This is a genomic window from Bacteroidia bacterium (genome assembly GCA_033391075.1).
In the GTDB taxonomy this organism is placed as follows: Bacteria; Bacteroidota; Bacteroidia; order J057; family J057; genus JAWPMV01.
Genome location: JAWPMV010000001.1, coordinates 2,242,055 through 2,266,384 on the forward strand (window position 1 = coordinate 2,242,055; position 24,330 = coordinate 2,266,384).

Genomic DNA, 24,330 nt, shown 5'->3' on the forward strand with positions numbered 1-24,330 from the left:
CTATGAAGTATATCCAAAAAACACCAGCCTATCTCTTATTAGAAGATGGGCTTTTTTTTGAAGGAACAGCCATCGGCAAAATTGGAACCACCACAGGAGAGATGTGTTTCAATACCAGTATGACAGGATACCAGGAGGTCTTTACAGATCCTTCTTATTATGGTCAAATCCTTATTGAAACTCATACCCATATTGGTAACTATGGCGTTCATGGATCTGAGTATGAAAGTAACTCAGCCAAAATTTCCGGTCTGATCGTGAGAAATTTTTCTCAAATTTTCTCCAGAAATGATGCAGTAGAATCTCTGCACTCTTTCCTGAATCATAATAATATTGTCGGCATCGGAAATATTGATACCCGTTTGCTGGTAACTCATATTCGGGATAAGGGAGCTATGAATGCCATCATTTCCTCAGAAGTTTCAGACCGCAAAGAGTTGACAAAACTTCTCAAAAAATGTCCTCCCATGGAAGGTCTGGAACTGTCTTCGAAAGTAAGTACCGTTCAGCCCTACTTCCACGGAAGTCCCTCAGCCAAGTATAGAGTAGCTGTTTTGGACGTTGGGATCAAAACAAATATTCTTGACCACCTGGCAGCCAGAGACTGTTACCTCAAAGTCTTTCCTGCAAATGCCGATTTTGAGGAGCTGACCAGCTTTGATCCTCACGGATTCTTTATCTCGAACGGGCCTGGTGATCCTGCAGCTATGCCTTATGCTGTAGATACGGTAAAAAAGATCCTCGATGCAGATCTGCCCCTCTTTGGGATTTGTTTGGGACATCAGATCATTTCCCTCGCATGTGGGGTGAGTACCTATAAAATGCACAATGGGCATAGAGGTGCCAATCATCCGGTCAAAAACCTGATTACGGGTAAATGTGAAATTACCTCTCAAAATCATGGATTTTGTGTAGATGCAAAAGAGATTGAGAATTCACCTCTTCTGGTAATTACCCATAAAAACCTGAATGATGGTACCATAGAAGGTGTCCGAGTACGGAATAAGAAAGCCTTCTCTGTGCAATTTCACCCGGAAGCTTCACCCGGACCACACGATAGCCACTATCTCTTTGACGAATTTATCGAATTGATTGAGTCAGACAGAGTACAGACACTGGCCTGATCGTTATTTACTTCTTGATTTTTAGTTGCTTATTATTTTTTTAAAAAAATAAGCCTAGATTTGCCATTCTTTCAAAATTCATCCAAATAAAAATTGAATTCTGAAAGAATGGCCATTAATTTATGCTCATGAAAATTTTAAAATTTGGGGGCTCATCTGTTGCAAGTGCAGAAAGAATAGACAATGTTGCCCGTATCATCCAGTCTTATGTCGCAAGAGGAGAGAAATTTGCCGTAGTAGTTTCTGCTATGGGTGGGATGACGGATTTGTTGATTGAAATGAGCGAGATTGCTGCTTCGGGCAGTATGGAGTACAAAGAGAAACTCGAGTATTTCTCCGGAAAACATAGAGAAGTTGTAAATAATCTGATCAAAGATTATAAAGGCTATGAGGCCATTCTGCAAGAGATTATAGAAGGACAGCTTGAGCTGGGTAATTTGCTCTACGGTCTTTATCTGACCCGAGATTTGACCCCTCGTACACTTGATTATATTCAGAGTTTTGGAGAAAGGTCATGTGCATTTATGCTCAGTGAGGTGCTGAATAGCTATGGCACTGCTGCTAAGTTCGTAAATGCCCGATTGCTGGTAAAAACAGATCATAACTATGGGGCTGCGAAAGTTTCTTTCCCTGAAACTACTCGTAATATTCAACAGCATTTTGTTGATAATCCCAACAAAGTGTCCATTATTACCGGCTTTATTGCTTCTACAGAAGATGGGATAACTACTACTTTGGGGCGAGGCGGATCTGATTATACAGCTGCGATATTTGGTTCGGCTGTAGATGCGGAGGAAATCCAGATTTGGACAGATGTGGATGGCGTCCTTACGGCTGATCCCCGTAAGGTGTCTCAGGCTTTTCCTGTGGCAACTATGAGTTATGAGGAAGCTCTGGAAATGTCCCATTTTGGGGCCAAAGTCATTTATCCTCCGACTATCCTTCCTGCTTTAGAAAAAAGAATTCCGATTCGAATCAAAAATAGTTTTAATCCGGATGCGGATGGAACCCTGATTAGCAATAATCCTGATCCATATGAGACCACAGTTAAAGGAATCACTTCTATAAGTGATATTTCCTTGCTGACTCTGGAAGGAGGAGGAATATTTAGTGCCTCTGCTATGGCTGCCAGACTATTCAATGTCCTGGCTATTAATAAAATCAACTCTATCCTGATTACGCAGGGCTCTTCTCAACATTCTATTTCATTCGCCATAAAACCGGGGAAGAAAGTCCTGGCAAAAAAGGTGATAGAAAAGGAATTTGAACTTGAGATTGCGGCTAAACTGGTTAAGCCGGTTCGCATAGTAGATGATTTGGCGGTTATCGCAGCGATAGGAGATAATATGAAATCCCGTCCGGGAATTTCAGGCAAGCTCTTCCAGGCTTTGGGTAAAAATGGAATCAATGTGATCGTAACGGCTCAGGGATCCTCTGAACGGAACATCTCTGTGGTTATTAAAAAGGAAGATGAGGCCAAAGCTCTGGTGGCAGTTCATGACGTATTCTTCCTCTCAAAATTTTACACCCTCAATCTCTTTTTTGTCGGTGTAGGTTTGATTGGGGGAGAACTTATCTCACAGATCAAGCAACAAGCAGCCTACCTAAGAGAACATCTTTATGTAGAGGTTAGAATCGTAGGAATGGCCAATACCAAGCGGATGCTCTTTAATCCAGCTGGAATCTCTCTGGATAATTGGGAAGAGGAGCTGCATGCATCTGAAACGGTCTCAAATCTGAGAAACTTTGTGGACAGGATGAAGGAGATGAACCTGGCCAATAGTGTTTTTGTGGATAATACTGCCCTGGACGACATCAGACTCGTTTATCCGGAAATCCTCGCATCTTCTATCTCAATCTCTACGCCTAATAAGGTGGCTGTTTCAAGTTCTTACGAATCTTACCAGCAATTGAAGAAGATTGCGGACGAACATAGTGTGAAATTCTTTTATGAAGCTAATGTAGGAGCAGGACTACCCGTATTGACTACGCTTACAGACCTTATCAATAGCGGAGATAGAATTCTGAAAATCGAAGGGGTTCTCAGTGGCTCTCTATCCTTCATTTTCAATTCATTCAATGGCGAAAGACCCTTTAGCGATATTGTTAAGGAAGCAGGGGAAAGAGGCTATACTGAGCCTGATCCGCGTATAGATTTGAGTGGAAAGGATGTTGCAAGGAAATTGTTGATCCTTGCCAGAGAATCAGGCTTTAAAATGGAGTTTGATGACATTGAGGTAGAAAATATTCTCCCTCAGGCTTGCCTGGATGCAAAGGATGTTGATGCCTTTATGGTAGAACTGGAAAAAGCCAATGATCATTTCGCAGCCATACAAAAAGCTGCGGCCGATGAAGGCAAGGTGCTGAGATTTATAGCTACCCTTGAAAATGGGAAGGCCTTTATTTCTCTGCAAAGTATGGACGAAAGCAATCCTTTCTACAACCTTTCCGGCAGTGATAATATGATAGTCTTTACCACCCAACGCTACAAAGACAGACCCCTTGTGATCAAAGGGCCAGGAGCTGGAGCCGAAGTTACAGCTGCAGGTGTCTTTGCAGAGATTTTACGGGTAGGATACTATCTTTCCTAATTCCCAAAGCATTCGGGACTGAGGTAAAATAAAATATCATCCAATTGCTGATCCGAGAACCCTGGAAAAGCATTCATAGCAGCTTTATTATTGGCTTCCCATAAGGCGATGGCCCGGGGATCTTTATCATCAAAGATCATTCGTGGGCTATTGCTGATCCAGCGTTTTAACCAGTCTTTATCGGAAGCATTGTATTTACCACATAAATCTCCAAGCTTTGGGCCAATAGACTGTCTATTGAGCGTATGACAAGTGGTACAATTGCTTTCAAAAATCTGCTTTCCGTTTCTCCAGGAGATAGCAAGTTGCTCATCTTCGAATACAATTCCACTTCCACCTTTTTCGGGCGAAGTGGCATGCTGTGAAGTTTCCTGAGGTGCAGAGATTTGATTTAGGAGTTCATCTTTAAGGAGGGTAAATCCTGTAAGACAAAGAATGAGAATAATGGCCTGCAGGCCGAATAACAAGGGGAGTATATAATTCTTCATGGTTTTAGATTGAAGTACATTTTATATACGTATTTATCCGCCTACCGTTAACCAAAAAAATCAAAATCTGCCTGCATTTATTGTCCTTTTCTCAAGCCCATTCCTTCGGAAAATCCCTATATTTAAAAGAAGCATATTTTTCGACTAACACTACTAAAACCCAAGCCTTACATGAAAAACCGAAAAATCACCTTGAGTGAAAAGGAGATCCCGGACAAATGGTACAACATCATTGCCGACATGCCCAACAAACCTCTCCCGCCCTTACATCCCGGAACCAAAGAACCCATCGGTCCGGATGCATTGGCGCCCCTTTTTCCTATGGAGCTTATCAAACAGGAAGTAACAGCTGAAAAATGGGTGGATATCCCGGATGAGGTGAGAAATATTTACTCAATGTGGCGTCCAACTCCTTTGTATCGAGCCTACAATCTTGAAAAGGTTCTGGATACACCTGCCAAGATCTACTACAAATATGAAGGAGTAAGTCCTTCCGGTTCTCACAAACCCAATACGGCTGTTCCTCAGGCTTACTATAATAAGCAGGAAGGGATCAAGCGTATTACCACAGAAACCGGAGCCGGACAGTGGGGGAGTGCCCTCGCTTTTGCCTGCAACATCTTTGATATGGAATGTGAGGTATATATGGTAAAGCTTTCCTACCATCACAAACCCTATCGAAAGATCATGATGAATACCTGGGGCGCCAAAGTCTTCCCTTCGCCTTCAGAAGCAACAGAAGCAGGGCGTAAGGTCCTGGCCGCAGATCCGAATACAACAGGTTCTTTAGGAATAGCGATATCTGAGGCAGTGGAAAGAGCAGCCTCTAATGAGGACACCAAATACGCTTTGGGCAGTGTGTTGAACCATGTAAAACTGCATCAAACGATTATCGGGCAAGAAGCTGTCAAGCAAATGGAAAAAGCCGGAGATATGCCGGACATTGTGATTGCTCCCTTTGGTGGAGGCTCCAATTTTGCAGGCCTGGCCTTTCCCTTCCTGCGTTTAAACCTGGAAGGGGGACACAACATCCGCTGCATAGCCAGCGAACCTACTTCCTGTCCCAAGTTGACAAGAGGGGTTTTCCGCTACGACTTTGGTGATACGGTGGGCATGACTCCTCTATTGCCCATGTACACCCTGGGACATAATTTCGTGCCTGCACCTATACATGCAGGAGGATTGCGCTACCATGGAGCAGGAGTGATCGTAAGTCAATTGTTGAAAGACAAATTGATTGAGGCTGTGGCTCATGATAATATTGAGGTATTTGAAGCTGGGGTAACCTTCGCCAAAGCTGAAGGAATAGTAGCAGCACCTGAAGCCACTCATGGTATTGCTACTGCAATAGCTGAAGCGAAGAAGTGTAAAGAGGAAGGAGTTTCCCGAACGATCTTATTCAACCTTTGTGGACATGGCAATTTTGACATGAAAGCCTATGAGGATTATTTTGCTGGAAAGATTGTGAGGCATGAATTGACCACTGAAGATATTGAAAGATCATTAGCTGAGTTGGATACCCCAACGATTTAGATAAAAAAGGCGATGAGGGAATCATCGCCTTTTTTTAAGATATATTTTGATTTATGTTGTTTTAGCGCAGCTGTCACCCTAACCAGCGTGGAAGGGTCCCAATCTCTTGACTATAAATCGTCAATTTCACCTTCAACTACTTGTTTTTGACTCATCTTTGAGTTCCCTCGAGGGTGCTAAGGATGACAAAGTTATTACACTAACTGCAATTCCGGCTGAGGCAAATCCAACAATAACTGGTAGTACAAATCCAAAGCCTTGTGCTTGCCAGCATCGAATTGAAAATCGATGTAGTGCGAGAGATACTTATGCGCAAATTCAGGATCCAATTTATATTCAGGAGCCCATTTGGCTGCACTCCTGGGAGCTTGTTCCACTCCAAAACGCATGGCATCATTCAATTGACGAAGTTGCTCTGAAGTAAAAGCTTCTGGCAGATAGGCCCAAACAGCAAAGGCAAAGGGCAGGCCCGTCATGTCTTTCCAGGCCTGAGCCAAATCATAGGCATAGGCATATTGATCTTTGATCCGAATAGCTTTGTCTCCAATCACTACACCACCGGCACTTCCTTTGATTTTATCAAAGTGCTTGAATTCAGGCTTATGATACTTGACCTCTTTCTTCCAATGATGCTTCATCAAGATTTGCAAAAGCCCATTGGAACTACGGGAATGTCTGTCAAGGTAAATCGTATCCAATTCCTCCAAAGGTTTCTGAGAGAAAAGAAATACGGAAGCAACTTCTCCATCTGCACCTATACAATAGTTGGGCATGATGGATATATTTTTGAATTGAGCCAGAGCACCTACCGGAAGCAAAGCCATTTGGCATTTGCCCTGATGCAGATGTGTGGCGCAATCTACCGGGGGAAGTAAATGAAAACGTATCTCACGATCCTTTATACAGGCTTCAAAGCCATCCATAAAGGGACGAGTATTAATATAAGAAACCAATGCAATATCTATCATATATCAGGAGGGTTTATGTGAAGCTGATATGCTTTTTAGGGGAGTTTCAGGTAAATGACTGTATTTGTCCTGAAAAACCAGTTCTTTACGCATATCAGGATGTATTCTGACCAATGTAAGGGCTGTATTCTTATGGGGAAATTCTTCCATTCTTTCGAAGCCATATGCCAGAAACTGACTAAGGATGATTCGCAATTGACGCCCATGGGAACAAAGTAGAATTTGCCCCTTTGAATGAATCCTTGGAAGTTCCTCGAAAAATGTTCTCGCTCGATCCCAGGCAATCCTTGGGGTTTCTGCTCCTTCGACAGTTATATCGACATTACCAGTTTTCCATTTGCCGATTGTTTCAAAGAAATGGGCCCGCTGCTCGGGACTAGGCTTTAATCCTTCATGAACGCCCCAGCTAAATTCATTTAAGGCTTCTGTTGTATGAAATTCATATCCCTGACTTTTCCAGGGAGCAAGGGTTTGATGGGTTCTTTTGAGCTTGCTTGCATATATCCTGTCAAACTTCATATGCTGATAAGCCTCGAAGAAATGCTGCGCTTGCTTACGGCCATTTTCATTCAAGTCAGAATCAACTCCTGAACCCTGAACAATTCCTTGTCGGTTATAATCGGTTTCTCCGTGTCGTAAGAAGTATAGATCAAGCATAATTATTTTGGCTATGATTGGATGATGTTGGATTTCAGGCCTAGATCTTCTCGAAAAATGCCCGGATGCTGTTGAAATATTTGATAGAGGATCCAGCTGAAGCCTGGAATCCAGATTATGTCATTAAATAGATTGGACCAGAGGAATTCTGGATTCAGGACTCCTTGCCAGATGTAAAAAAGTGCGCCTAGAGGACCTAGCAGCTTTCCAATAAGACCTACCAGAATCAGTGGCCAATACCTCTTGGGATCAACAGAACAGAAATAATAGGCAATGCCATAAACACCTACCAGCATTCCAATGCAACGTATCATGAGCAGGCTAAAATCAGTCGCCTCCGAACCGAAAAGCATGAGGTGAGGAAAAATCGAAATCGCAGCTCCCCAAATGAGGTTGTAGATGGCTGCCAGTAACATGATCCTTTTGCTAATATGTAGGTGTTTATCCTGCATTATTTGCCTTGTCGATCTCTAAAATTTCTTTCCATAACTCTGATTCTGCATAGCGTTTTATGATCAGATTTCTTTGGTAGAGGAAATTGTGCATATAGCGTTTGAGAAATAATATATCTGCTATTTTGCCTAATATTCCCAGTGGAGACCGATAGCTAAAGCGATCTCGAACCAAAGTTCCAGTTTGAGTTGTGGTGAAAAAATGTTCGTGTTTAAAGGATTCGAAAGCACCCGCTTGCATCTCGTCGCAGAAGTAATCCGGATATTTCAGCGCAGTGATTTTGGATGTCAACTGCTGCCAAATTCCCAGATGTTTAGCTCGCCAGCTCACACTTTCCCCCAATTCTATCAATCCCTCAGTTCTTCCTGCCACTGCTCTTTCTCCTGTATGAGAAGCTGTAATTTGGTGGAGGTCTATACTGCGAGAGAGGTCAAATACCCGTTCGATCGGTGCTGATATTTCCAGACTATGTTCGAGGATGGGCATCTCTTTTTATTGAACGATAAGCTCGGGATCGCTAAAGTCGTTAACGATTCCGTAGAGGGTATCCCGCTCGATGGGTTCTTTTCCAGCCCTTCGAATCATGTCAACCAATTCTCCGGTGCTTAAAGAAGGGTTTTGATCTTCTGCACCCGCCATAGAGTAGATTTTGGTCGTATCATCTATGGTCCCATCCAGATCATTAACTCCATATGAAAGGGAAAGCTGTGCAGTCTTCTTACCGATCATAGGCCAGTAGGCTTTCACATGATCAAAGTTGTCCAGATAAATCCTGCCTAAAGCATAATTACGCAAATCTTCCAGAACAGAAACCTCATCTAAATGACTAAGCTGATTATTCTGATTTCTGAATTTCAGGGGAATAAAAGTTTGAAAACCTCCCGTTATATCTTGTAGCTCCCTCAACCTCCTCATATGATCAACCCGATGGGCATGATTCTCTACATGGCCATAAAGCATAGTCGCATTAGAGCGATGTCCCAATTCGTGAAGAATTTGGTGCATCTCCAACCATTCTGCAGAACTACACTTTCCTCCTGCTATCTCTTTTCGAATTTCCTTATCAAAAATCTCAGCTCCGCCTCCTGGCATAGAATCCAAACCCGCATCTACCATGGCTTGCATCCCTTCCCGATAAGAAACTTTCGCCTTTTTAAAGATATAGTGATACTCAACAGGGGTGAGTGCTTTGATATGCAATTCGGGCCTGTGGGCTTTGATGGCTTTATATAAATCAAGGTAAAATTGATAATTGTATTGAGGCAAAACTCCTCCTACAATATGCACCTCGGTTACCGGCTGATCATCATAAGCTTTGACCTGATCCAGAATTTCATCCATGCTAAACTCCCATCCTTCTTCTCGTTTTTTGATTAGCCGAGAATAAGAACAGAAGGTACAGGTATAAATACAGACATTAGTAGGCTCGACATGAAAATTGCGATTGAAATAGGTCTTTTTGCCATGTCGCTCTGTACGTATGTGATTGGCCAACATACCCACAAAAGAGAGCTCTGGTTTTGTATACAAATAAAGTGCGTCCTCGTCCGAGATACGCACTTTGTTCAATACCTTTTCGGCAATTTCTTTTTCTCGTCTTTCGACCTTGTTATTGCTGCTGAGATAGCTGAGAAGATTCATAGTATTTGTTTCTGAAACAAACTTACAATAATTTCTGAAACTTTTGTAAGTTATTTTACGGTAGCCCTTTTATTTGGTTGTGCGAGAGATTAAATATAGTCTTTATTCTATATAAAAGAACAGATTATTTCCTGCTTTTTGTGGAATTGCCCTTGGTACTCAGTCTCTAGAGAAAACATAATCATGAGACCATACGCACTGATTCTATTACTGCTTACACAGAGTCTTTTCGCACAAGATATTAAAGATACTGAACTTGAAACTAAGATCAAGGGAGTAACCGTCTTCCTGGAAGGAGCCCAAATTTCGCGCGAAGGCAAGATCCAATTACAAAAAGGCAAAAGCATTTTAGTTGTTAAAGATCTTTCTCCTTATCTGGACGAAAAGAGTTTGGAAGTGAAAGGGGAGGGGGACTTTACCATCCTTTCTGTCAATCACAAATTCAACTACCTCAATGAGAAGAAAGCCAATGAAGAGATTGATAATCTCCGGGACCGGGCAGATTCTCTCAATTTGGAAATAGCCTACAAAAATGCTGAACTGGAAGTCCTGGCTGAAAAGATAAAACTATTGGATGCTAACAAAAGCCTTGGACATAAAGATACAGGGGCAAACTTAAATCAATTAAGAGAAGCCGTTCAATATTATGAGCAGGAAATCAGCCAGATAAAAAGAAGAGAAATTCAAATCAAACAAGAGATACTCGGCATAGATAAAGAGTTTGTGAAGTTGGAGAAAGAGCTCAAGGTATTGAATGAAGAACCGGACATGCCCAGTTCAGAAATTGAAATTACAGTTGCGGCTGAGGCTAAAACTGAAGGCAGCTTCTTTCTAAAATACCTGGTAAGTAATGCCGGTTGGTACCCTAAATATGATGTACGGGTAGAAAGTGTAGAAAAGCCTGTTCAGCTGACCTATAAAGCAGAGGTGTTTCAGCAATGCGGAGAAGACTGGGAACAGGTCAAGCTCAGGTTTTCCAATGTCAATCCCAATAAAAGTGGCCTGGCTCCTTTGCTGAAATCCTGGAAACTTACCTACGAGCGTTATACCAGTCCTAGTGATTTGGCTTTATGGAAATCGAGTGATGGAAATGTAAGAGGAACCGTATTGGGGCCTGATGGAGAACCCTTAGAAGGGGCTTCTATTCTTGTAAAAGGAACTACAACAGGTATGTTCACCAATTCTGAAGGAGATTTTAGTCTGGTCATACCAAATGGAGCAAAAACGCTGGTTGTTACCTATGTGGGCTACCGAAAACAGGAAATTCCAATTGATAAGGATTACCTTCCTGTTTCCATGGCGAGGTCTGATCTCACACTTGATGAGGTAGTGGTAACTGGTTTAGGAGTAAAGAAAGAGAAAAAAGCCATTGGTTATAGTGTTTCTACTATTGGTAGCTCTGAACTGGGCCCTGCGAATCAGGCAGGCTATGGTGGAGGAGGATCCTATGAAGGAAAATTATTTGATTTTGGAAAGCGGAAAAGATTCAGAGCGATACGGGCTCAGGATTTTGAAAAAGAAGAAGAAAGAAGAAGCAAACCTCTTGCTACCTCGGTTATCGAAAATCAAACCAGCGTAGAATTTGAAGTAAAAGTTCCCTATACCATTAAATCTGATGGAGAAAAGCGAAGCATCGATTTGCAAACCCTTCCCATAGATGTCATCTATGAATATAAGGCCATTCCCAAACTGGATAAAGATGCTTTCTTATTGGCAAGGCTCATCAATTGGGATCAAAAGCAATTGTTGGTGGGAGAAGCAAATTTGTATATGGAAGGGACTTTTGTAGGAAGAAGTATACTGGAAGCCAATGTACTATCTGATACCCTGGATCTATCTCTGGGACGAGATAAAAGTATCGTCATTGGGAGAGAGGAAATCAAGGATTATAAAAAGCGTCGTTCCATTGGCAATTCTCAAATCGAAACCAGAGCGTTCAAGGTCATAGTGAAGAACAAACGTTCAGAAACAATAAACCTCAGTTTGTATGACCAAATCCCCGTTTCCATGCTCAATCAGATCGATGTAAAAGCAAAAAATATCAGCGGAGCAAAGTACGATGAGGATACGGGAGAACTGGTATGGGAGATAAGTTTGGAGCCCTTGGAACAAAAAGAATTCATTCTGGAGTATGAAGTAAAATATCCCAAACGGGAAAGAGTGTATTTAGAATAAGCAATCCTTCAACAGCACATTCATGTTTTAACAAGCTCAACGAGAGGCCGCTACGGCGGTCTCTTTCTTTTTGTGTAATTACACAATTACATTATACAGTATTTGGAATATCGGAAAAATCTAATGAAGATTCGGATCTCCGTTTATTTTCCACTGATGAAAGGCTTCTATGGCTTCTCTCTGCAAAATCTGTACCATGGGAATTTGCCGTTCTTCAATCCCTTTTCCCATTTCTTCGTAAATAAAGGCATCGTCAAAACCAATGGAAGCAGCATCCTTCCGTGTATTGGCAAAGAATACAGCCTGGGGACGTGCCCAATAGATCGCCCCTAAGCACATCGGACAGGGTTCGCAACTACAATAAAGTTCACAATCTGTCAATTGATAGCTGCCGAGTTCTTTGCAGGCTTTTCTAATGGCCACAATTTCAGCATGTGCGGTAGGGTCAAAGCTACTGCTGACCTCATTAGTAGCGAGAGATATGATATTATTATCCTTTACCACCACTGCCCCAAATGGCCCTCCGATTCCAGAACCTACATTTTGCAGGGATAGTCTGATAGCTTCCCGCATAAATGTAATTTGCATTTCGTTCATAGTTCGTTATACTGTTTCTCTTTGATTATTGATATGAATCAGCGACCCATTCTCCTTCTTCTTTTATTCATTGGAAGTTCTCTGTCTACTGAGGCTCAGGATCTTTACTATATATATTTCACAGACAAAGATACTTCTCAAGCCTTCAATCCCCATGCGTATTTTGATGAGCGAGCGATTGAGAGAAGGCTGAGGCATGAACTTCCACTTTATGATGAAAAGGACCTTCCGATAAATACCCTTTATACTGATAAAATAGATACGGAAGTCGAATTAGTTCGACATCAACTCCGTTGGTTCAATGCCATTTCCGTTGAGGCCTGGCCCGACCAAATCGAAAAAATCAAAAGCTTTCCTTTTGTAAAAAGAATTGAAGCCTTTACTCAACATACTCGCATTGCTGCCTGGGAAGAAATTGCAAACGAAAAGCTGGATACCTTGCTTGCACTTGGAAAGGCACAAACCAATTTTAAAGAACTGGAGGAACATGGACTAACGGGAAAAGGGGCTCGGATTGCGATCTTCGACACAGGCTTTAAACGTGCGAATGAGCATGAAGCTTTTGAGCACCTTCGAAAGGATAAACAAATTGTTCAGACCTATGACTTTTACGAAGGGAAAGAGGATGTCTATCACCATGATGATCATGGCACACAGGTTTTGAGTTGCATAGGAGGGATATATGAGGGAAAACAGTTGGGGGCAGCCAAAGATGCTGAATTTCTGCTAGCACGTACAGAACATAAATCGAAAGAGAAAGCCATTGAGGAAGATCACTGGTTGGCGGCTGCAGAATGGGCTGACAAGCATGGAGCTGATATTATCAATTCTTCTTTAACCTATACTTCCAAACGCTATGAATATGAAGATATGGATGGAAAGAAGACCCTGGTCAGTCGTGCGGCCAAAACAGCTACAGACAAAGGAATACTCGTAGTTGTTTCGATGGGAAATGATGGAGGAAACAAATGGAAATACTTAGGAGCGCCTGCAGATGTGGCTGAGGTCCTTTCAGTAGGAGCCTCTATGCCCTTTATGCCAGCTCGCTTGAAATTCTCCTCTTTTGGTCCCAATGCATCGGGTGTTAGCAAACCGGATATTTCTGCTCCGGGTTATGTGGTAGTAGCCAATGGAAAAGGAAAGTATGCAGAAGCAGCAGGGACTTCTTTTTCAGCGCCCCTTATTTGTGGATTCGCCGCATGTTTGATGCAAAAGAATCCTGCAGCAAAGAGAAAGGAAATTTTTGAACAAGTGAGGCAGTCAGGGCACTATTTTCCTTATTATGATTATGAATTGGGCTATGGGGTGGTGAATGCTTCCAAACTTTTTACGCAGGATAGTTTGATTCAAAATACTTTTAGTGTTCAGCAAAGTTCAGATTCTGTCTTTGTGGCTTTCAATCCTGAATTGATGAAGGATAGCCTGGATTTTCCCAATGGTCGGATGCTTTATGTACACCTGGAAGATAAAGAAGCTAAGCTTAGTGCTTCATTTCAGCTTCCTGTAGAGAACAAAGCTCGCTATTTTTTCTATCAAAGAGATCCCGAATTTGAAGGGATTATGCGTATATGGTTTGCGGGTTATTTATGGGAAGAAAAGATAGAACAACTACAAAATGAAAGATCCCGCCCATAGAGGACAGGATCTTTAGTTTTTCCTTGGTGATAGTGGGGTTTTATAGCACCCGTGCATTAAAGGTATCGCCCTGAGTAGGATCTCCGGTTTGATATCCTTTTCTAAACCATCTCATTCGTTGCTCGGAAGTACCATGTGTGAAGGATTCCGGCACAACATATCCCTGAGACTGTTTCTGCAAACGGTCATCCCCAATTGCATTAGCCGCCCGTAAGGCTTCTTCGATATCTCCATCTTCGAGGAGACCTTTTCCTTGTACTTTATTCGCCCAGACTCCTGAATAAAAGTCTGCTTGAAGTTCAAGCTTTACTGATAGTTGGTTCTGTACGGCCTGAGAAACTCTTCCTCTTTGGCTATCTACATAGCGAGTTGCACCCAGGAGATATTGAACATGGTGGGCAACTTCATGAGCTACTACATAGGCCATTGCAAAGTCTCCGGGAGCCCCAAATTTGTTTTTCAAATCCTGATAAAAACTCAAATCAATATAGAGTTTTTGATCTCCAGGACAGTAAAAGGGTCCGGTTGCAGCACTGGCATATCCACATGCTGATCGGGTAGAACCACTAAACAATACCAGTTTAGGCTTTTGATATCTTTTGTTGACATATTTGGGAAATAATTCATCCCAAACGTCTTCTGTTTCCTTAAGTACAACAGAAACGAATTGTGCCAGCTCATCATCAGGATTTCCTTGCGTGGCTGTTTCTGCTGAACGTGTATTTTGATTGGGGCTAACGGCAGCACTTTGAGAGCTACTGGACCACCAAAAATAAAGAGCTACTGCACCCAATATAAGGAGGGTACCCATGCCCATTTTCTTCTTTCTTCCAAAAAGTAAACCCAGGAGAATAACGATGATGTTACCACCTCCGCCTCCCATACTGGGTCTGAATCCACCGCCTCCGCCGCCGCTATGTCCGCGACGATCTTCTACATTAGAACTACCTTGTCTGCCTTTCCAGCGCATAGTTTTTTGTGTTTATGAGTTTTTAGGGTAAAAATTTCCAGCGTTCTCAGGCTATAGGGCTTCAATATACATAGATAATATGAAATTGGATTTAAGAGAAACGACAAAATTAGGATGTGGCTCTGAGAAGAATGTCACTTTGAGCGCCATAAATTCAGCGAAGCAATCTCCTTCGCTCCAGGGGATTATTTGTTTCAAGGGGATTGCTTCACTTCGTTTCCAATGACAAATAGAATTTGACATCCGAACACAAGCTGTCATTGCGAGCCCAAACTTTGGGCGAAGCAATCTCCTTCGCTCCAGGGGATTATTTGTTTCAAGGAGATTGCTTCACTTCGTTCGCAATGACAAATAGAATTTGACATCCAGGTACAAGCTGTCATTGCGAGCCCAAACTTTGGGCGAAGCAATCTCCTTCGCTCCAGGGGATTATTTGTTTCAAGGAGATTGCTTCACTTCGTTCGCAATGACAAATTGTTTGTATTTTTAGGTGGGTTATACTCCTTCTTTTTACAGCAATGAATACTTATTATATCTATATACTGACCAATGATTTAAATACTGTTTTATACACTGGAGTTACCAATGATCTCATTAGAAGAATATCAGAACATAAAAACAAGCTTAATCCTAAAAGCTTTTCTGCTAAGTATAACCTAAATAAGCTAGTCTATTTTGAATCATTCCACAGCGTTAATGATGCCATTGCTAGTGAAAAACAGATAAAGGCTGGATCGAGGAGAAAGAAAGTAATTCTGGTCGAGTCAATGAATCCGGTTTGGAAGGATTTATATTTCGATTTATAAAGAGTCCATAAAGATTGCTTCACTTCGTTCGCACTGACAAATAGAATTTGACATCCGAACACAAGCTGTCATTGCGAGTCCAAACTTTGGGCGAAGCAATCTCCTTCGCTTAAGAGGATTATTTGATTCAAGGGGATTGCTTCACTTCGTTCGCTCTGACAAATAGTATTTGACATCCAAACGCAAGCTGTCATTGCGAGTCCAAACTTTGGGCGAAGCAATCTCCTTCGCTCCAGGGGATTATTTGTTTCAAGGAGATTGCTTCACTTCGTTCGCAATGACAAACTGTATCTATTTTCCTCGGGACTAGCCTGACGAAAATAGAAAGGGCGACAAGTACACTTGTCGCCCAATTTGGCCTCGCATCTTTTTGCCGCCTATGCGTCTCTTTTTATCCCGAATTTCTCCATTTTATTATAGAGGTGGCTTCTTTGGATGTCAAGAACTTCGGCCGTTTTAGAAATATTCCAATTATTTTGTTCCAGTTTACGAACGATAAATTCCTTTTCAACATGGTCTTTGAAATTTTGGAATTTGTCATGATTGTCGTACATGGTAGCACTTTTATTATTCCTTTTTTGAGGAACAGCATAGTCAAGTACGTCCTGCTCATCAATAGTTCCGTTTGAAAGGATGGATAGTCTTTCAATAACGTTATGGAGCTCACGCACATTTCCGGTCCATTGCAGGGCCTGGAGCTGAGTCATTGCACCTGGAGTAATGCTTAGGTCCGGAATACTATGTTCTTCGCTAATTTCTTTGACGAATTGAGAAACTATGAGTGGGATATCATCTCTTCTATCCTTGAGTGCAGGTACGTGAACCAGAATAACACTCAAACGATGATACAAGTCCTCGCGGAAATTTCCCTTATCAATCTCACTCAGCAGATCTTTATTGGTTGCTGAAACGATGCGCACATCAACAGATATTTGTTTATCTGATCCAATACGTGTGATTTTGTTTTCCTGTAGGGCACGCAATACTTTCGCCTGAGCAGAAAGGCTCATATCCCCGATCTCATCCAGGAACAAAGTTCCACCATTCGCTTGCTCGAATTTGCCAATTCGCTGCTTATATGCACCTGTAAATGATCCCTTTTCATGGCCAAACAATTCACTCTCGATCAGTTCTGATGGAATAGCTGCACAGTTTACCTCTACAATAGGAGCAGTATTTCTACGGCTTTTCTCATGTATCCATCTTGCCACCAGTTCTTTACCGGTACCATTGCTTCCTGTTACCAAAACCCGTGCATCCGTAGTAGCCACTCGATTGATGGTCTCCTGGATCTTTTGCATAACAGGAGATTCACCTATGATATCCCTTACTTTCGTTACTTTTCTTCTTAATTTTTTGGTTTCAACAACCAACTCAGATTTGTCGAGGGCATTTCTTACAGTGAGTAATAGACGATTGAGGTCTGGCGGTTTTTCCAGGAAGTCATAGGCTCCCTTTTTAGTGGCATCTACCGCTGTTTCTATATCTCCATGACCGGAGATCATGATAAAAGGCACATCGCCTTTTGATTCCATACTCTTCTCAAGGACTTCCATTCCATTCATATTGGGCATCTTGATATCACAGATAACCGCATCATAACTGTTTTTCAGAATCTTAGCTAGTCCTTCTTCTCCATCAGCTGCTGTGTCAATCTTATAATCTTCATATTCGAGGATCTCCTGCAAGGTCATTCGGATTCCTTCCTCGTCGTCTATGATTAATATTTTGGCCATAAGGGTTGTATTGTTATGAGTACAATTATATTTCAAATTGTATCAAAAAGCAAACATTGTATAATATTTTATACAAAAAAGTTCGGGCGGACGATGCTTTTTGCATGTCCGCCCGAAAAATATGGCTTATATTTCTTAGAAGAAGTATCCCAGATCCAATGAAATGTATCGAATCTTGATGATTTCATCATTCATGAAATTGTCTCTATTATTGACATTGGTGAGGCCCTGATGATAGATAATTCCAAAATTGATGGTACCTACCCGGTCTATAATTTTTTCACCTCCTATTCCAAATATAAAGGTAAAAGCAAGTGGATTGATGTATTTGGTATTCTTACTTACCCCACTGTCAACCGTTCCATCCGGAAAAGGATTGACTCCACTAAATTCATTTTTATATCCTGCGCGAATATCGGCAGAAAGACCAAATTGACCATTGATAAAAAGGCCATTTCCCAATTCATTGGAACGTCCTTTCAGTGCCAGAGGAATCTCAACGGTAGTAACGCTTACATCCTGAGTAGCCATTACCCCATCTACCATATCTTCACGTTTAAATCCTTTGCGCACAATATGAACCCCACTTTTGATACCGTAGTTGTCAGTGATTCCATAATGAGTATTGAGTCCATATGAAAGTCCCACGACCGTAGAGGTCTCAAGACCAGCGGGGGTATTTCCATTTTCATCTGTAATAGATGCAAAGGAAAAAATGGGGCTAAATCTAAGGCCTAAGCTAAATCCTTGCTGTGCAAAGCTTGCAGCATAACTCCCTAAGATCATGAGAAGTAAAAGCGTACGTTTCATGTTTTGGATAAAATTTCTTTTGGTGATTATTTCACGGCATCAAAACTAACCGTAAAAGCTTGAAAATCCTAGCAGGCAATATCCCCTTATAAGGATAGAAAATAGCGTAATTGACGAGGATAATTCCTCTTTATTGCCTATGCTTGCGATTAGAAAATGAGACAAAAGTCACCCCAAATGACAAAATTTAATATTGCAATCCTCTGTTTGTTGAGCAGTTTCTTCTTTTTGACAACTGCTTGTGAGGAAGAAAAAGATGCCGATATCGCCAGCATTAAACTCAAGATGGATTTTAAACGCCTGGATCAGCAAATGTATCAGGCTGCCCAATTTTTACAGGAAAATGAGAGTATTGAAGCCGAAGAATTTCTAAATAAGTTTTTCGAAGAGGATAAAGACTTTTTCCGTCAATATCTGGGCATGACTGCGGCCGATATGGAACGAGCTGGGGTTCCTGTAGAAAAAACAGACAGCCTTATTGGTAGCCAGTTGAAGGACTTTCTTTCTGATTCAATTATGTATGATTTGCTAGAGGAAATCCAGGAGGTATTCCCGGCTGATATGGTTTTGCTTGATCCTATTTCAGCTCCCATAAAAAGACTGAAAAAGTATTTTCCGGATACACAGATTCCCGCAATCAGAACCCATGCAAATGGGTATATGCCCGGTTCTGATTTAAGAGGAGCTGATCAATTGGTTTCTGTACCTGGATATTATAGTCTGGGCTTGCATTACTTTCTCGGAAAGGATTTTCCCTATTATCCCGAAAATATATATGCCTATCAAAGGAGGAGATTCAACCTGGAGCATATGGATGTAGTGGTTGCAAAAGCCATCGCAGATGAGTTTGTCGCTCCCAGAAATCCAGCTACTAAACGTTCGCTTCTCGATGGAATGGTGCATGCTGGAATAAAACAATATTTCATCCACCAACTACTTCCTTATACGCCCGACTCTTTACTCCTTTACTATAACCGTCAGCAGATGGATTGGGCGCGTTTGTTCGAAGAAGAAAACTACAGCTTTCTTCTGGATAAACTCTTTGATTCTGATTTTAAATTTCAACGCAATTTTCTGGCCGACAAACCTTACACTACTGAGCTTTCGGATGAATCTGCTCCCCGCATTGGCGAGTATATGGGTTGGAGAATCGTAGATAGTTATATGAAAAACAATCCGGAAATGAGCCTGGCAGAACTTTGTGAGAAGACAGATTATGAAGGAATCTTCCGGAAAGCAGGCTATAAACCCTGATGAATTTCCCCACTGATTAATGTTCCCCGAGCTGTAATATATAGGTGTTTTCTGAAATAGAAATTTCTACTTATTGAAGTAGATTGGAGTTCCAAATATGATCCTTATAGCAGATCCATATGAGCTCCATGAAAAATGAAAACGTCCAGCAGCAACGCTACCGTTACGGATTTAAAGTAATTGCCAGCTCGCTCGGTATAATTCTCTCTGCACTACTTATGATAAAAGTTTATCCGGGAAAGGTCGATTATGAATGGCCTTCGCATGTGCGAATAGAGGAGAAAAAAAGCTCAAATAGTAAGGATACATATAGCAAAGAGATTGGGAAATTGCTGCAAAAACGAGACAGCCTTGTCCGGGCAAAGGTTTCAGATAGTTCTGCGGAATATAAAAGAGTCAAAAAAGCAATAGATCTCTATCACTCCTTGAAAGACTACAAATCTAAACTGAGTTTGAAATCCTTCAAGGATGCCGAGTGGAGATTGGAAGTCGAAGAAAAAGTTGAGTTGCTGGAAAAGCAGACGCATAAACTAAATAAAAACATACTGGAATAAGGGTTCTATGAGTAGAAATTTACTTCTTCTTTTCTCCCTTCTTCTAATCCTGAATCACAGCTGGGCTCAATGTCCTTCTGGCCTGGAATCAATATATCTGGAAGAATTTGAACAGGGATTCCCTGAAAACTGGAGCTTTGAAAGTGGCAGTGAGGGAGCGAAATGGGAATTTGGCCTTGGAGGATTTGGGAACTTCAGAAACCCTGGTGAAAATCAGTGGATATATATCAATGATCAGGAAGCTGATGAAGTAGGGGAAGCCTCCTTTACTACGGAAGAGTTTGACTTGTCTGCCTATCGTTCTGAAGCAGAGCTTTCCTTTGACCTCAATTTCCAGGAATTTGACAAGCATGGTAAAATGCAGCTGGAAATGTACAGCAGGGGAAACTGGATACTCCTTTTTGAAAGAGAAGAGGATCTGGAAGGGAAGGTAATTATTGATATTTCTGAATTGATTGGAACGGCAAATAGATTTCGTTTTAGCTATGATGATGAGGGTGTATGGGGTTGGGGAATGGGCATAGACAATTTTAGCATAGATGGGAGAAGTGCGGTCTGTGGAAATGCGATCTGTGAGCCTGGAGAAAACCCTGATAACTGTCCGGGAGATTGTCCGGCAAAAGAGGAGAAAGCCGATAGTTGGATAAATTCTACTGAAAATATAGTGGGGGAATCTGTTCGCTACTCAAATTTTTCCGGCAATGATATCTGCGATGATTGTTCTCAGAAAATCAACTTGAATTTTAGTTTCGATTTTTATGGAAAGGAGTACCAGAGTCTGTACATAAACTCTAATGGAAACGTCAGCTTTGAAGAGGACCATGTGGACTATGTCCCCCAGGCATTTTGCCTAAAGGGTCCCCGAATGATAGCTCCCTTTTTTAGTGATATTGATTTAAGTAAAGGCGGTAGAATAAATTTTTATCTGGCAGAGAATGAAAACTATCTGATCATCAATTGGCAGGAGGTTGCTTATTTTGGATGTGAGAGACCTTGTGAGAAAAAAAATAGCTTTCAACTTATTCTTACGGACGGAGAGCTCAGGAAAATCGGGAATACCATTCTTCCTTTTGGTACTAATGTGATCTTTACCTATGGAGATATGCAGTGGACCGGAGGAAAAGCATCCGGTGGAATAGAGGGCTTTGGAGGGAGTCCAGCTACTGTAGGCGTAAACTCGGGAGAAGCTGGACTTTGTGATGGCTATGGAACCTTTGACCGTAGCGGATATTTTTATTGGGGAAACCAGATCGATCAAAGCTGTCCTGCCAATGGACTTGACCACCTCGATAATTTGTCACTTTTCTTTGATGCCTCTTCCGGCAAACAAGCTAGTTACGCTGGCATAAGTGAACTAGCAGCTGAGCGAACAGATGATTATGTCCACTTGAGTTGGTTTGTAGATTGTTTGAAAGAAGGCGGCTACTTCGAAATTGAACGTTCACTCGATTCTGTGAACTTTGATATCATAGATCTTTTGCCCATTGAGACACAAAGCTATCAGGAAGGACAAATCCTTTTTTCATATCAGGATGAGACTGCCGAAGCTGGACCTCTGCTTTATCGGGTAAAATACTATGGGAATGATTCTCAGGAGGATATAGATAGTGTCGGTGTCTTGTTTAGTACTTCAACTCTTTTAAGGGAGGCGAATCCGTCCTTTGAGGTACTATCTTATGGCCCAAATCCATTTATTGACTTGCTGAATGTTGAACTTAAGCTGGCCGAGGCAGGAAGCATTAGTTATCAACTTATAGATATGAGTGGACGCTTGCTAAAAGCCGGAAAAATCGACGGTATAGCCGGAAATAACAGCTTTCAACTACAGACATCCAGACTGAGTTCAGGTATGTATAATCTCTTTATCAGAAATACAAAATTTAAACAACACTTGCGTCTTGTTAAAGCTTGATATTTTTGTCCACTAAATATTTCAATAATTTAATATGTTTAGCAATCTTTGTATGCGCTTGGTAGGCTAATACTATAGGGATTATATGACCACAGGAACACAGGGTGGGAAGAATTCGATACTCACCATTTTTTTTACCGTATTTCTCGATCTATTGGGGGTTACCCTGATTATTCCTATACTCGCGCCTCTTCTTATAGACTCGAATGATCTCCTGGGTCCCGAATATAGCTATGAATTTCGAACCCGAATCATGGGTTTTTTGATAGCTGTTTTTTCTGTCTGTCAATTTATTTCTTCTCCTTTTCTGGGATCTCTTTCCGATAAATATGGGCGAAAACCTGTATTGTTTTTTAGCTTGTTTGTGACCTTTTTTGGTTACCTGATATTTGCTTCCGGTGTTATTTATAATCAATTGACCCTGCTATTTCTGGGTAGAGCTATGTCCGGGATTGCTGCTGGAAATATTTCTGTCATTTTCTCCGCAATAGCTGATGTGAGCAATCATGAAGAGAAGGCGCGGAACTTTGGGGTAGTGGGGATTGCATTTGGTCTGGGCTTTATTATCGGACCTGTGTTGGGCGGTTTATTGGCAGATCCTGAAATTGTAAGTTGGTTTAGCTTTGTAACACCCTTTTTCTTTGCGGCTTTATTAGTCTGTATAAATCTGATTCTGGTATGGTTCAATTTCCCGGAAACGCTGGCTGAACCCAATAAGGAAGCCAGGGTTTCTCTGCTCGCAGGTTTTCAAAATTCTGCCAAAGCATTTAAGCATCCACAACTGAGAAACATCTTTCTGGTAGTCTTCCTTTTTACCTTTGGCTTTGCCTTCTTTACCCAATTCTTTCAGGTCTTCCTAATCAAGAAGTTTACCTATAATCAATCAGATATAGGCCTCTTGTTTGGATTCATTGGGATAAATATAGCCCTGACTCAGGGTATTCTGGTTCGCTTTCTTTCCAAAAGATTTAGTCCGGCTCAGGTAACCGTAGTGTCTATGCTTCTGCTGGTTTTCGCTTTCATTATACTCCTGATACCCGATACCAGTTTAGGATTATATATGGTTATTCCTGGTGTAGCCTTATCTCAGGGATTGGCTTCACCGAACCTTTCAGCGATCATTTCCAATAGTGTGAGTGCTGATAAGCAGGGAGAAACTTTAGGCATGCAACAATCCATGCAATCCCTTGCACAGGCAGTTCCGCCTATCATTTCAGGCTATGCGATAAGTTTTGCACTGGAATTTCCTATTTGGATGGCAGCTATATCCACCTTTGCTGCCTGGGGATTTTTTATGATTATCTACCGGGCAGTTAGGAAAAAGGAACAAAAAATAACGAAGGAAGAATAGGACCTATTCAGATCCCGCTTTCAACTTTTCAGCATTTTCAGCGATTCTCAAGGCTTCAATGATCTCATTGATTTCCCCATCGAGAATGGCGGATAAATTGTAAAGGGTAAGTCCAATCCGGTGATCGGTTACCCTTCCCTGTGGGAAATTGTAGGTACGGATCTTTTCACTACGATCCCCACTACCTACCATAGACCTGCGAAGGCTGTCTTCTTCAGCCTTTCTTTTATCCATTTCCAGTTTGTAAACCCTTGCCCGAAGAATTTTCATGGCTTTCTCCAGGTTTTTTATCTGGGATTTCCCATCCTGCATTGAAACCCTGATCCCAGTAGGGGTGTGGGTGAGTTTAACTGCAGAGTAAGTGGTGTTTACGGACTGTCCACCAGGACCAGAGGCATTGGTGTATTCTTTGATGATATCACTATCCTTAAGCTCAAGGTCGAATTCTTCGACCTCTGGCATGATCGCGACAGTTGCTGCAGAGGTATGCACACGACCCTGAGATTCAGTTTTAGGAACGCGCTGGACCCGATGTACGCCTGCTTCAAATTTCATGATCCCATAGGCATCAGCTCCGCTGACATTGGCTACGGCTTCCTTAATGCCGCCTTGTGAGCCTTCTGTCATGCTTTCAACTTCAAATCTCAACTTCGACCTGTCGCAGAACCTTTGGTACATACGGAATAAATCACCAGCAAATAAGGCCGCTTCATCTCCTCCTGTACCAGCACTGATCTCGAGGACAACATTTTTAGAATCATTGGGGTCTTTGGGAATGAGGAGAATTTTGAGTTCTTCTTCTATGGTTCCTTTCCTCTCTTCCAATTCACTCAATTCCTCCTTAGCCATCTCTTTCAGCTCAGGATCAGACTCTGTACTCATGATCTCCTTCGAGTTATCAATATTACTCAGGACATCTTTGTACTCATTGGTTTTTTTTACGATCTCATCCAGTTGCTTATACTCAATGTTGAGGGCTTTATAGCGCCTCATATCTTTCATTACTTCCGGATCGATGATCTCTTGTTTAACCTCTTCGAATCTTTGGCTAATCTGTTCTAACTTATCTAACATG

General features: G+C 41.7%; 21 protein-coding genes. 10 read left to right on the forward strand and 11 right to left on the reverse strand.

The window, feature by feature from the left end:
* Window positions 1–2 precede the first annotated feature (2 nt).
* Together carA and thrA are read left to right on the forward strand one after the other, a co-directional pair.
* The gene (gene carA / locus R8P61_09175) at window positions 3–1,124 is read left to right on the forward strand and encodes a glutamine-hydrolyzing carbamoyl-phosphate synthase small subunit (protein ID MDW3647223.1); all 1,122 of its coding nucleotides are present in this window, start codon (window positions 3–5) and stop codon (window positions 1,122–1,124) included.
* A gap of 128 nt (window positions 1,125–1,252) precedes the next feature.
* A complete protein-coding gene (gene thrA / locus R8P61_09180) occupies window positions 1,253–3,715 on the forward strand; it encodes a bifunctional aspartate kinase/homoserine dehydrogenase I (GenBank protein MDW3647224.1) in 2,463 nt (820 codons plus the stop codon).
* On the opposite strand, the gene R8P61_09185 is transcribed toward thrA, so the two are convergent.
* Window positions 3,712–4,203 (reverse strand): cytochrome c, encoded by a 492-nt coding sequence (locus tag R8P61_09185; protein MDW3647225.1) that lies wholly within the window; start codon window positions 4,201–4,203, stop codon window positions 3,712–3,714. The two genes, thrA and R8P61_09185, sit on opposite strands and share 4 nt — an antisense overlap.
* A gap of 171 nt (window positions 4,204–4,374) precedes the next feature.
* Between R8P61_09185 and R8P61_09190 the strand changes: the two genes are divergently transcribed.
* Window positions 4,375–5,736, forward strand: coding sequence for a TrpB-like pyridoxal phosphate-dependent enzyme (locus tag R8P61_09190; protein MDW3647226.1), 1,362 nt, complete (start codon window positions 4,375–4,377; stop codon window positions 5,734–5,736).
* A 194-nt stretch (window positions 5,737–5,930) separates the two neighbouring features.
* Here the strand turns inward: R8P61_09190 and R8P61_09195 are convergent, their stop codons facing one another.
* Genes R8P61_09195 through mqnE form a run of 5 tightly spaced genes read right to left on the reverse strand, consistent with a single transcriptional unit; the run spans window position 5,931 to window position 9,455 of the window.
* Window positions 5,931–6,704 (reverse strand): menaquinone biosynthesis protein, encoded by a 774-nt coding sequence (locus tag R8P61_09195; GenBank protein ID MDW3647227.1) that lies wholly within the window; start codon window positions 6,702–6,704, stop codon window positions 5,931–5,933.
* Window positions 6,705–6,707: 3 nt separating this feature from the next.
* Window positions 6,708–7,361, reverse strand: a complete 654-nt coding sequence (locus tag R8P61_09200) for a histidine phosphatase family protein (protein MDW3647228.1) — start codon at window positions 7,359–7,361, stop codon at window positions 6,708–6,710.
* A gap of 11 nt (window positions 7,362–7,372) precedes the next feature.
* The gene (locus tag R8P61_09205) at window positions 7,373–7,813 is read right to left on the reverse strand and encodes a hypothetical protein (protein ID MDW3647229.1); all 441 of its coding nucleotides are present in this window, start codon (window positions 7,811–7,813) and stop codon (window positions 7,373–7,375) included.
* Entirely contained in the window at window positions 7,803–8,300 is a 498-nt protein-coding gene (locus R8P61_09210; protein ID MDW3647230.1) for an SRPBCC family protein, read from the reverse strand. Before R8P61_09210 ends, R8P61_09205 begins: the two co-directional genes overlap by 11 nt.
* Window positions 8,301–8,306: 6 nt before the next feature.
* Window positions 8,307–9,455 carry an aminofutalosine synthase MqnE gene (mqnE, locus tag R8P61_09215; GenBank protein ID MDW3647231.1) on the reverse strand — a complete coding sequence of 383 codons (1,149 nt, stop codon included), beginning with the start codon at window positions 9,453–9,455 and terminating at the stop codon, window positions 8,307–8,309.
* Between the two features lie 183 nt (window positions 9,456–9,638).
* Here mqnE and R8P61_09220 point away from each other — a divergent pair, with 183 nt between their 5' ends.
* The gene (locus R8P61_09220; GenBank protein MDW3647232.1) at window positions 9,639–11,630 is read left to right on the forward strand and encodes a mucoidy inhibitor MuiA family protein; all 1,992 of its coding nucleotides are present in this window, start codon (window positions 9,639–9,641) and stop codon (window positions 11,628–11,630) included.
* 120 nt (window positions 11,631–11,750) lie between these two features.
* On the opposite strand, the gene R8P61_09225 is transcribed toward R8P61_09220, so the two are convergent.
* Window positions 11,751–12,227: a nucleoside deaminase gene (locus R8P61_09225; GenBank protein ID MDW3647233.1), complete on the reverse strand. Its 477-nt coding sequence runs from the start codon at window positions 12,225–12,227 to the stop codon at window positions 11,751–11,753.
* Between the two features lie 33 nt (window positions 12,228–12,260).
* Here R8P61_09225 and R8P61_09230 point away from each other — a divergent pair, with 33 nt between their 5' ends.
* Window positions 12,261–13,862 carry a S8 family serine peptidase gene (locus R8P61_09230; protein MDW3647234.1) on the forward strand — a complete coding sequence of 534 codons (1,602 nt, stop codon included), beginning with the start codon at window positions 12,261–12,263 and terminating at the stop codon, window positions 13,860–13,862.
* Between the two features lie 40 nt (window positions 13,863–13,902).
* Here R8P61_09230 and R8P61_09235 read toward each other — a convergent pair whose 3' ends face one another.
* Entirely contained in the window at window positions 13,903–14,832 is a 930-nt protein-coding gene (locus tag R8P61_09235; protein MDW3647235.1) for a neutral zinc metallopeptidase, read from the reverse strand.
* 518 nt (window positions 14,833–15,350) lie between these two features.
* Between R8P61_09235 and R8P61_09240 the strand changes: the two genes are divergently transcribed.
* Complete coding sequence (locus tag R8P61_09240) at window positions 15,351–15,638, forward strand: GIY-YIG nuclease family protein (GenBank protein MDW3647236.1); 288 nt, start codon at window positions 15,351–15,353, stop codon at window positions 15,636–15,638.
* 377 nt (window positions 15,639–16,015) lie between these two features.
* Here R8P61_09240 and R8P61_09245 read toward each other — a convergent pair whose 3' ends face one another.
* Entirely contained in the window at window positions 16,016–17,374 is a 1,359-nt protein-coding gene (locus R8P61_09245) for a sigma-54 dependent transcriptional regulator (GenBank protein ID MDW3647237.1), read from the reverse strand.
* A 135-nt stretch (window positions 17,375–17,509) separates the two neighbouring features.
* Window positions 17,510–18,184 carry a hypothetical protein gene (locus R8P61_09250; protein ID MDW3647238.1) on the reverse strand — a complete coding sequence of 225 codons (675 nt, stop codon included), beginning with the start codon at window positions 18,182–18,184 and terminating at the stop codon, window positions 17,510–17,512.
* Window positions 18,185–18,361: 177 nt separating this feature from the next.
* Here R8P61_09250 and R8P61_09255 point away from each other — a divergent pair, with 177 nt between their 5' ends.
* From R8P61_09255 to R8P61_09270, 4 genes are all read left to right on the forward strand, one after another.
* The gene (locus tag R8P61_09255) at window positions 18,362–19,438 is read left to right on the forward strand and encodes a hypothetical protein (protein ID MDW3647239.1); all 1,077 of its coding nucleotides are present in this window, start codon (window positions 18,362–18,364) and stop codon (window positions 19,436–19,438) included.
* A gap of 128 nt (window positions 19,439–19,566) precedes the next feature.
* On the forward strand, window positions 19,567–19,992 hold the full coding sequence (locus tag R8P61_09260; protein MDW3647240.1) for a hypothetical protein: 426 nt from the start codon (window positions 19,567–19,569) through the stop codon (window positions 19,990–19,992).
* Between the two features lie 7 nt (window positions 19,993–19,999).
* Window positions 20,000–21,904 (forward strand): T9SS type A sorting domain-containing protein, encoded by a 1,905-nt coding sequence (locus R8P61_09265; GenBank protein MDW3647241.1) that lies wholly within the window; start codon window positions 20,000–20,002, stop codon window positions 21,902–21,904.
* Between the two features lie 85 nt (window positions 21,905–21,989).
* Window positions 21,990–23,255, forward strand: a complete 1,266-nt coding sequence (locus R8P61_09270) for an MFS transporter (protein ID MDW3647242.1) — start codon at window positions 21,990–21,992, stop codon at window positions 23,253–23,255.
* Between the two features lie 3 nt (window positions 23,256–23,258).
* Here the strand turns inward: R8P61_09270 and prfA are convergent, their stop codons facing one another.
* A complete protein-coding gene (prfA, locus tag R8P61_09275; protein ID MDW3647243.1) occupies window positions 23,259–24,329 on the reverse strand; it encodes a peptide chain release factor 1 in 1,071 nt (356 codons plus the stop codon).
* Window position 24,330 lies beyond the last annotated feature (1 nt).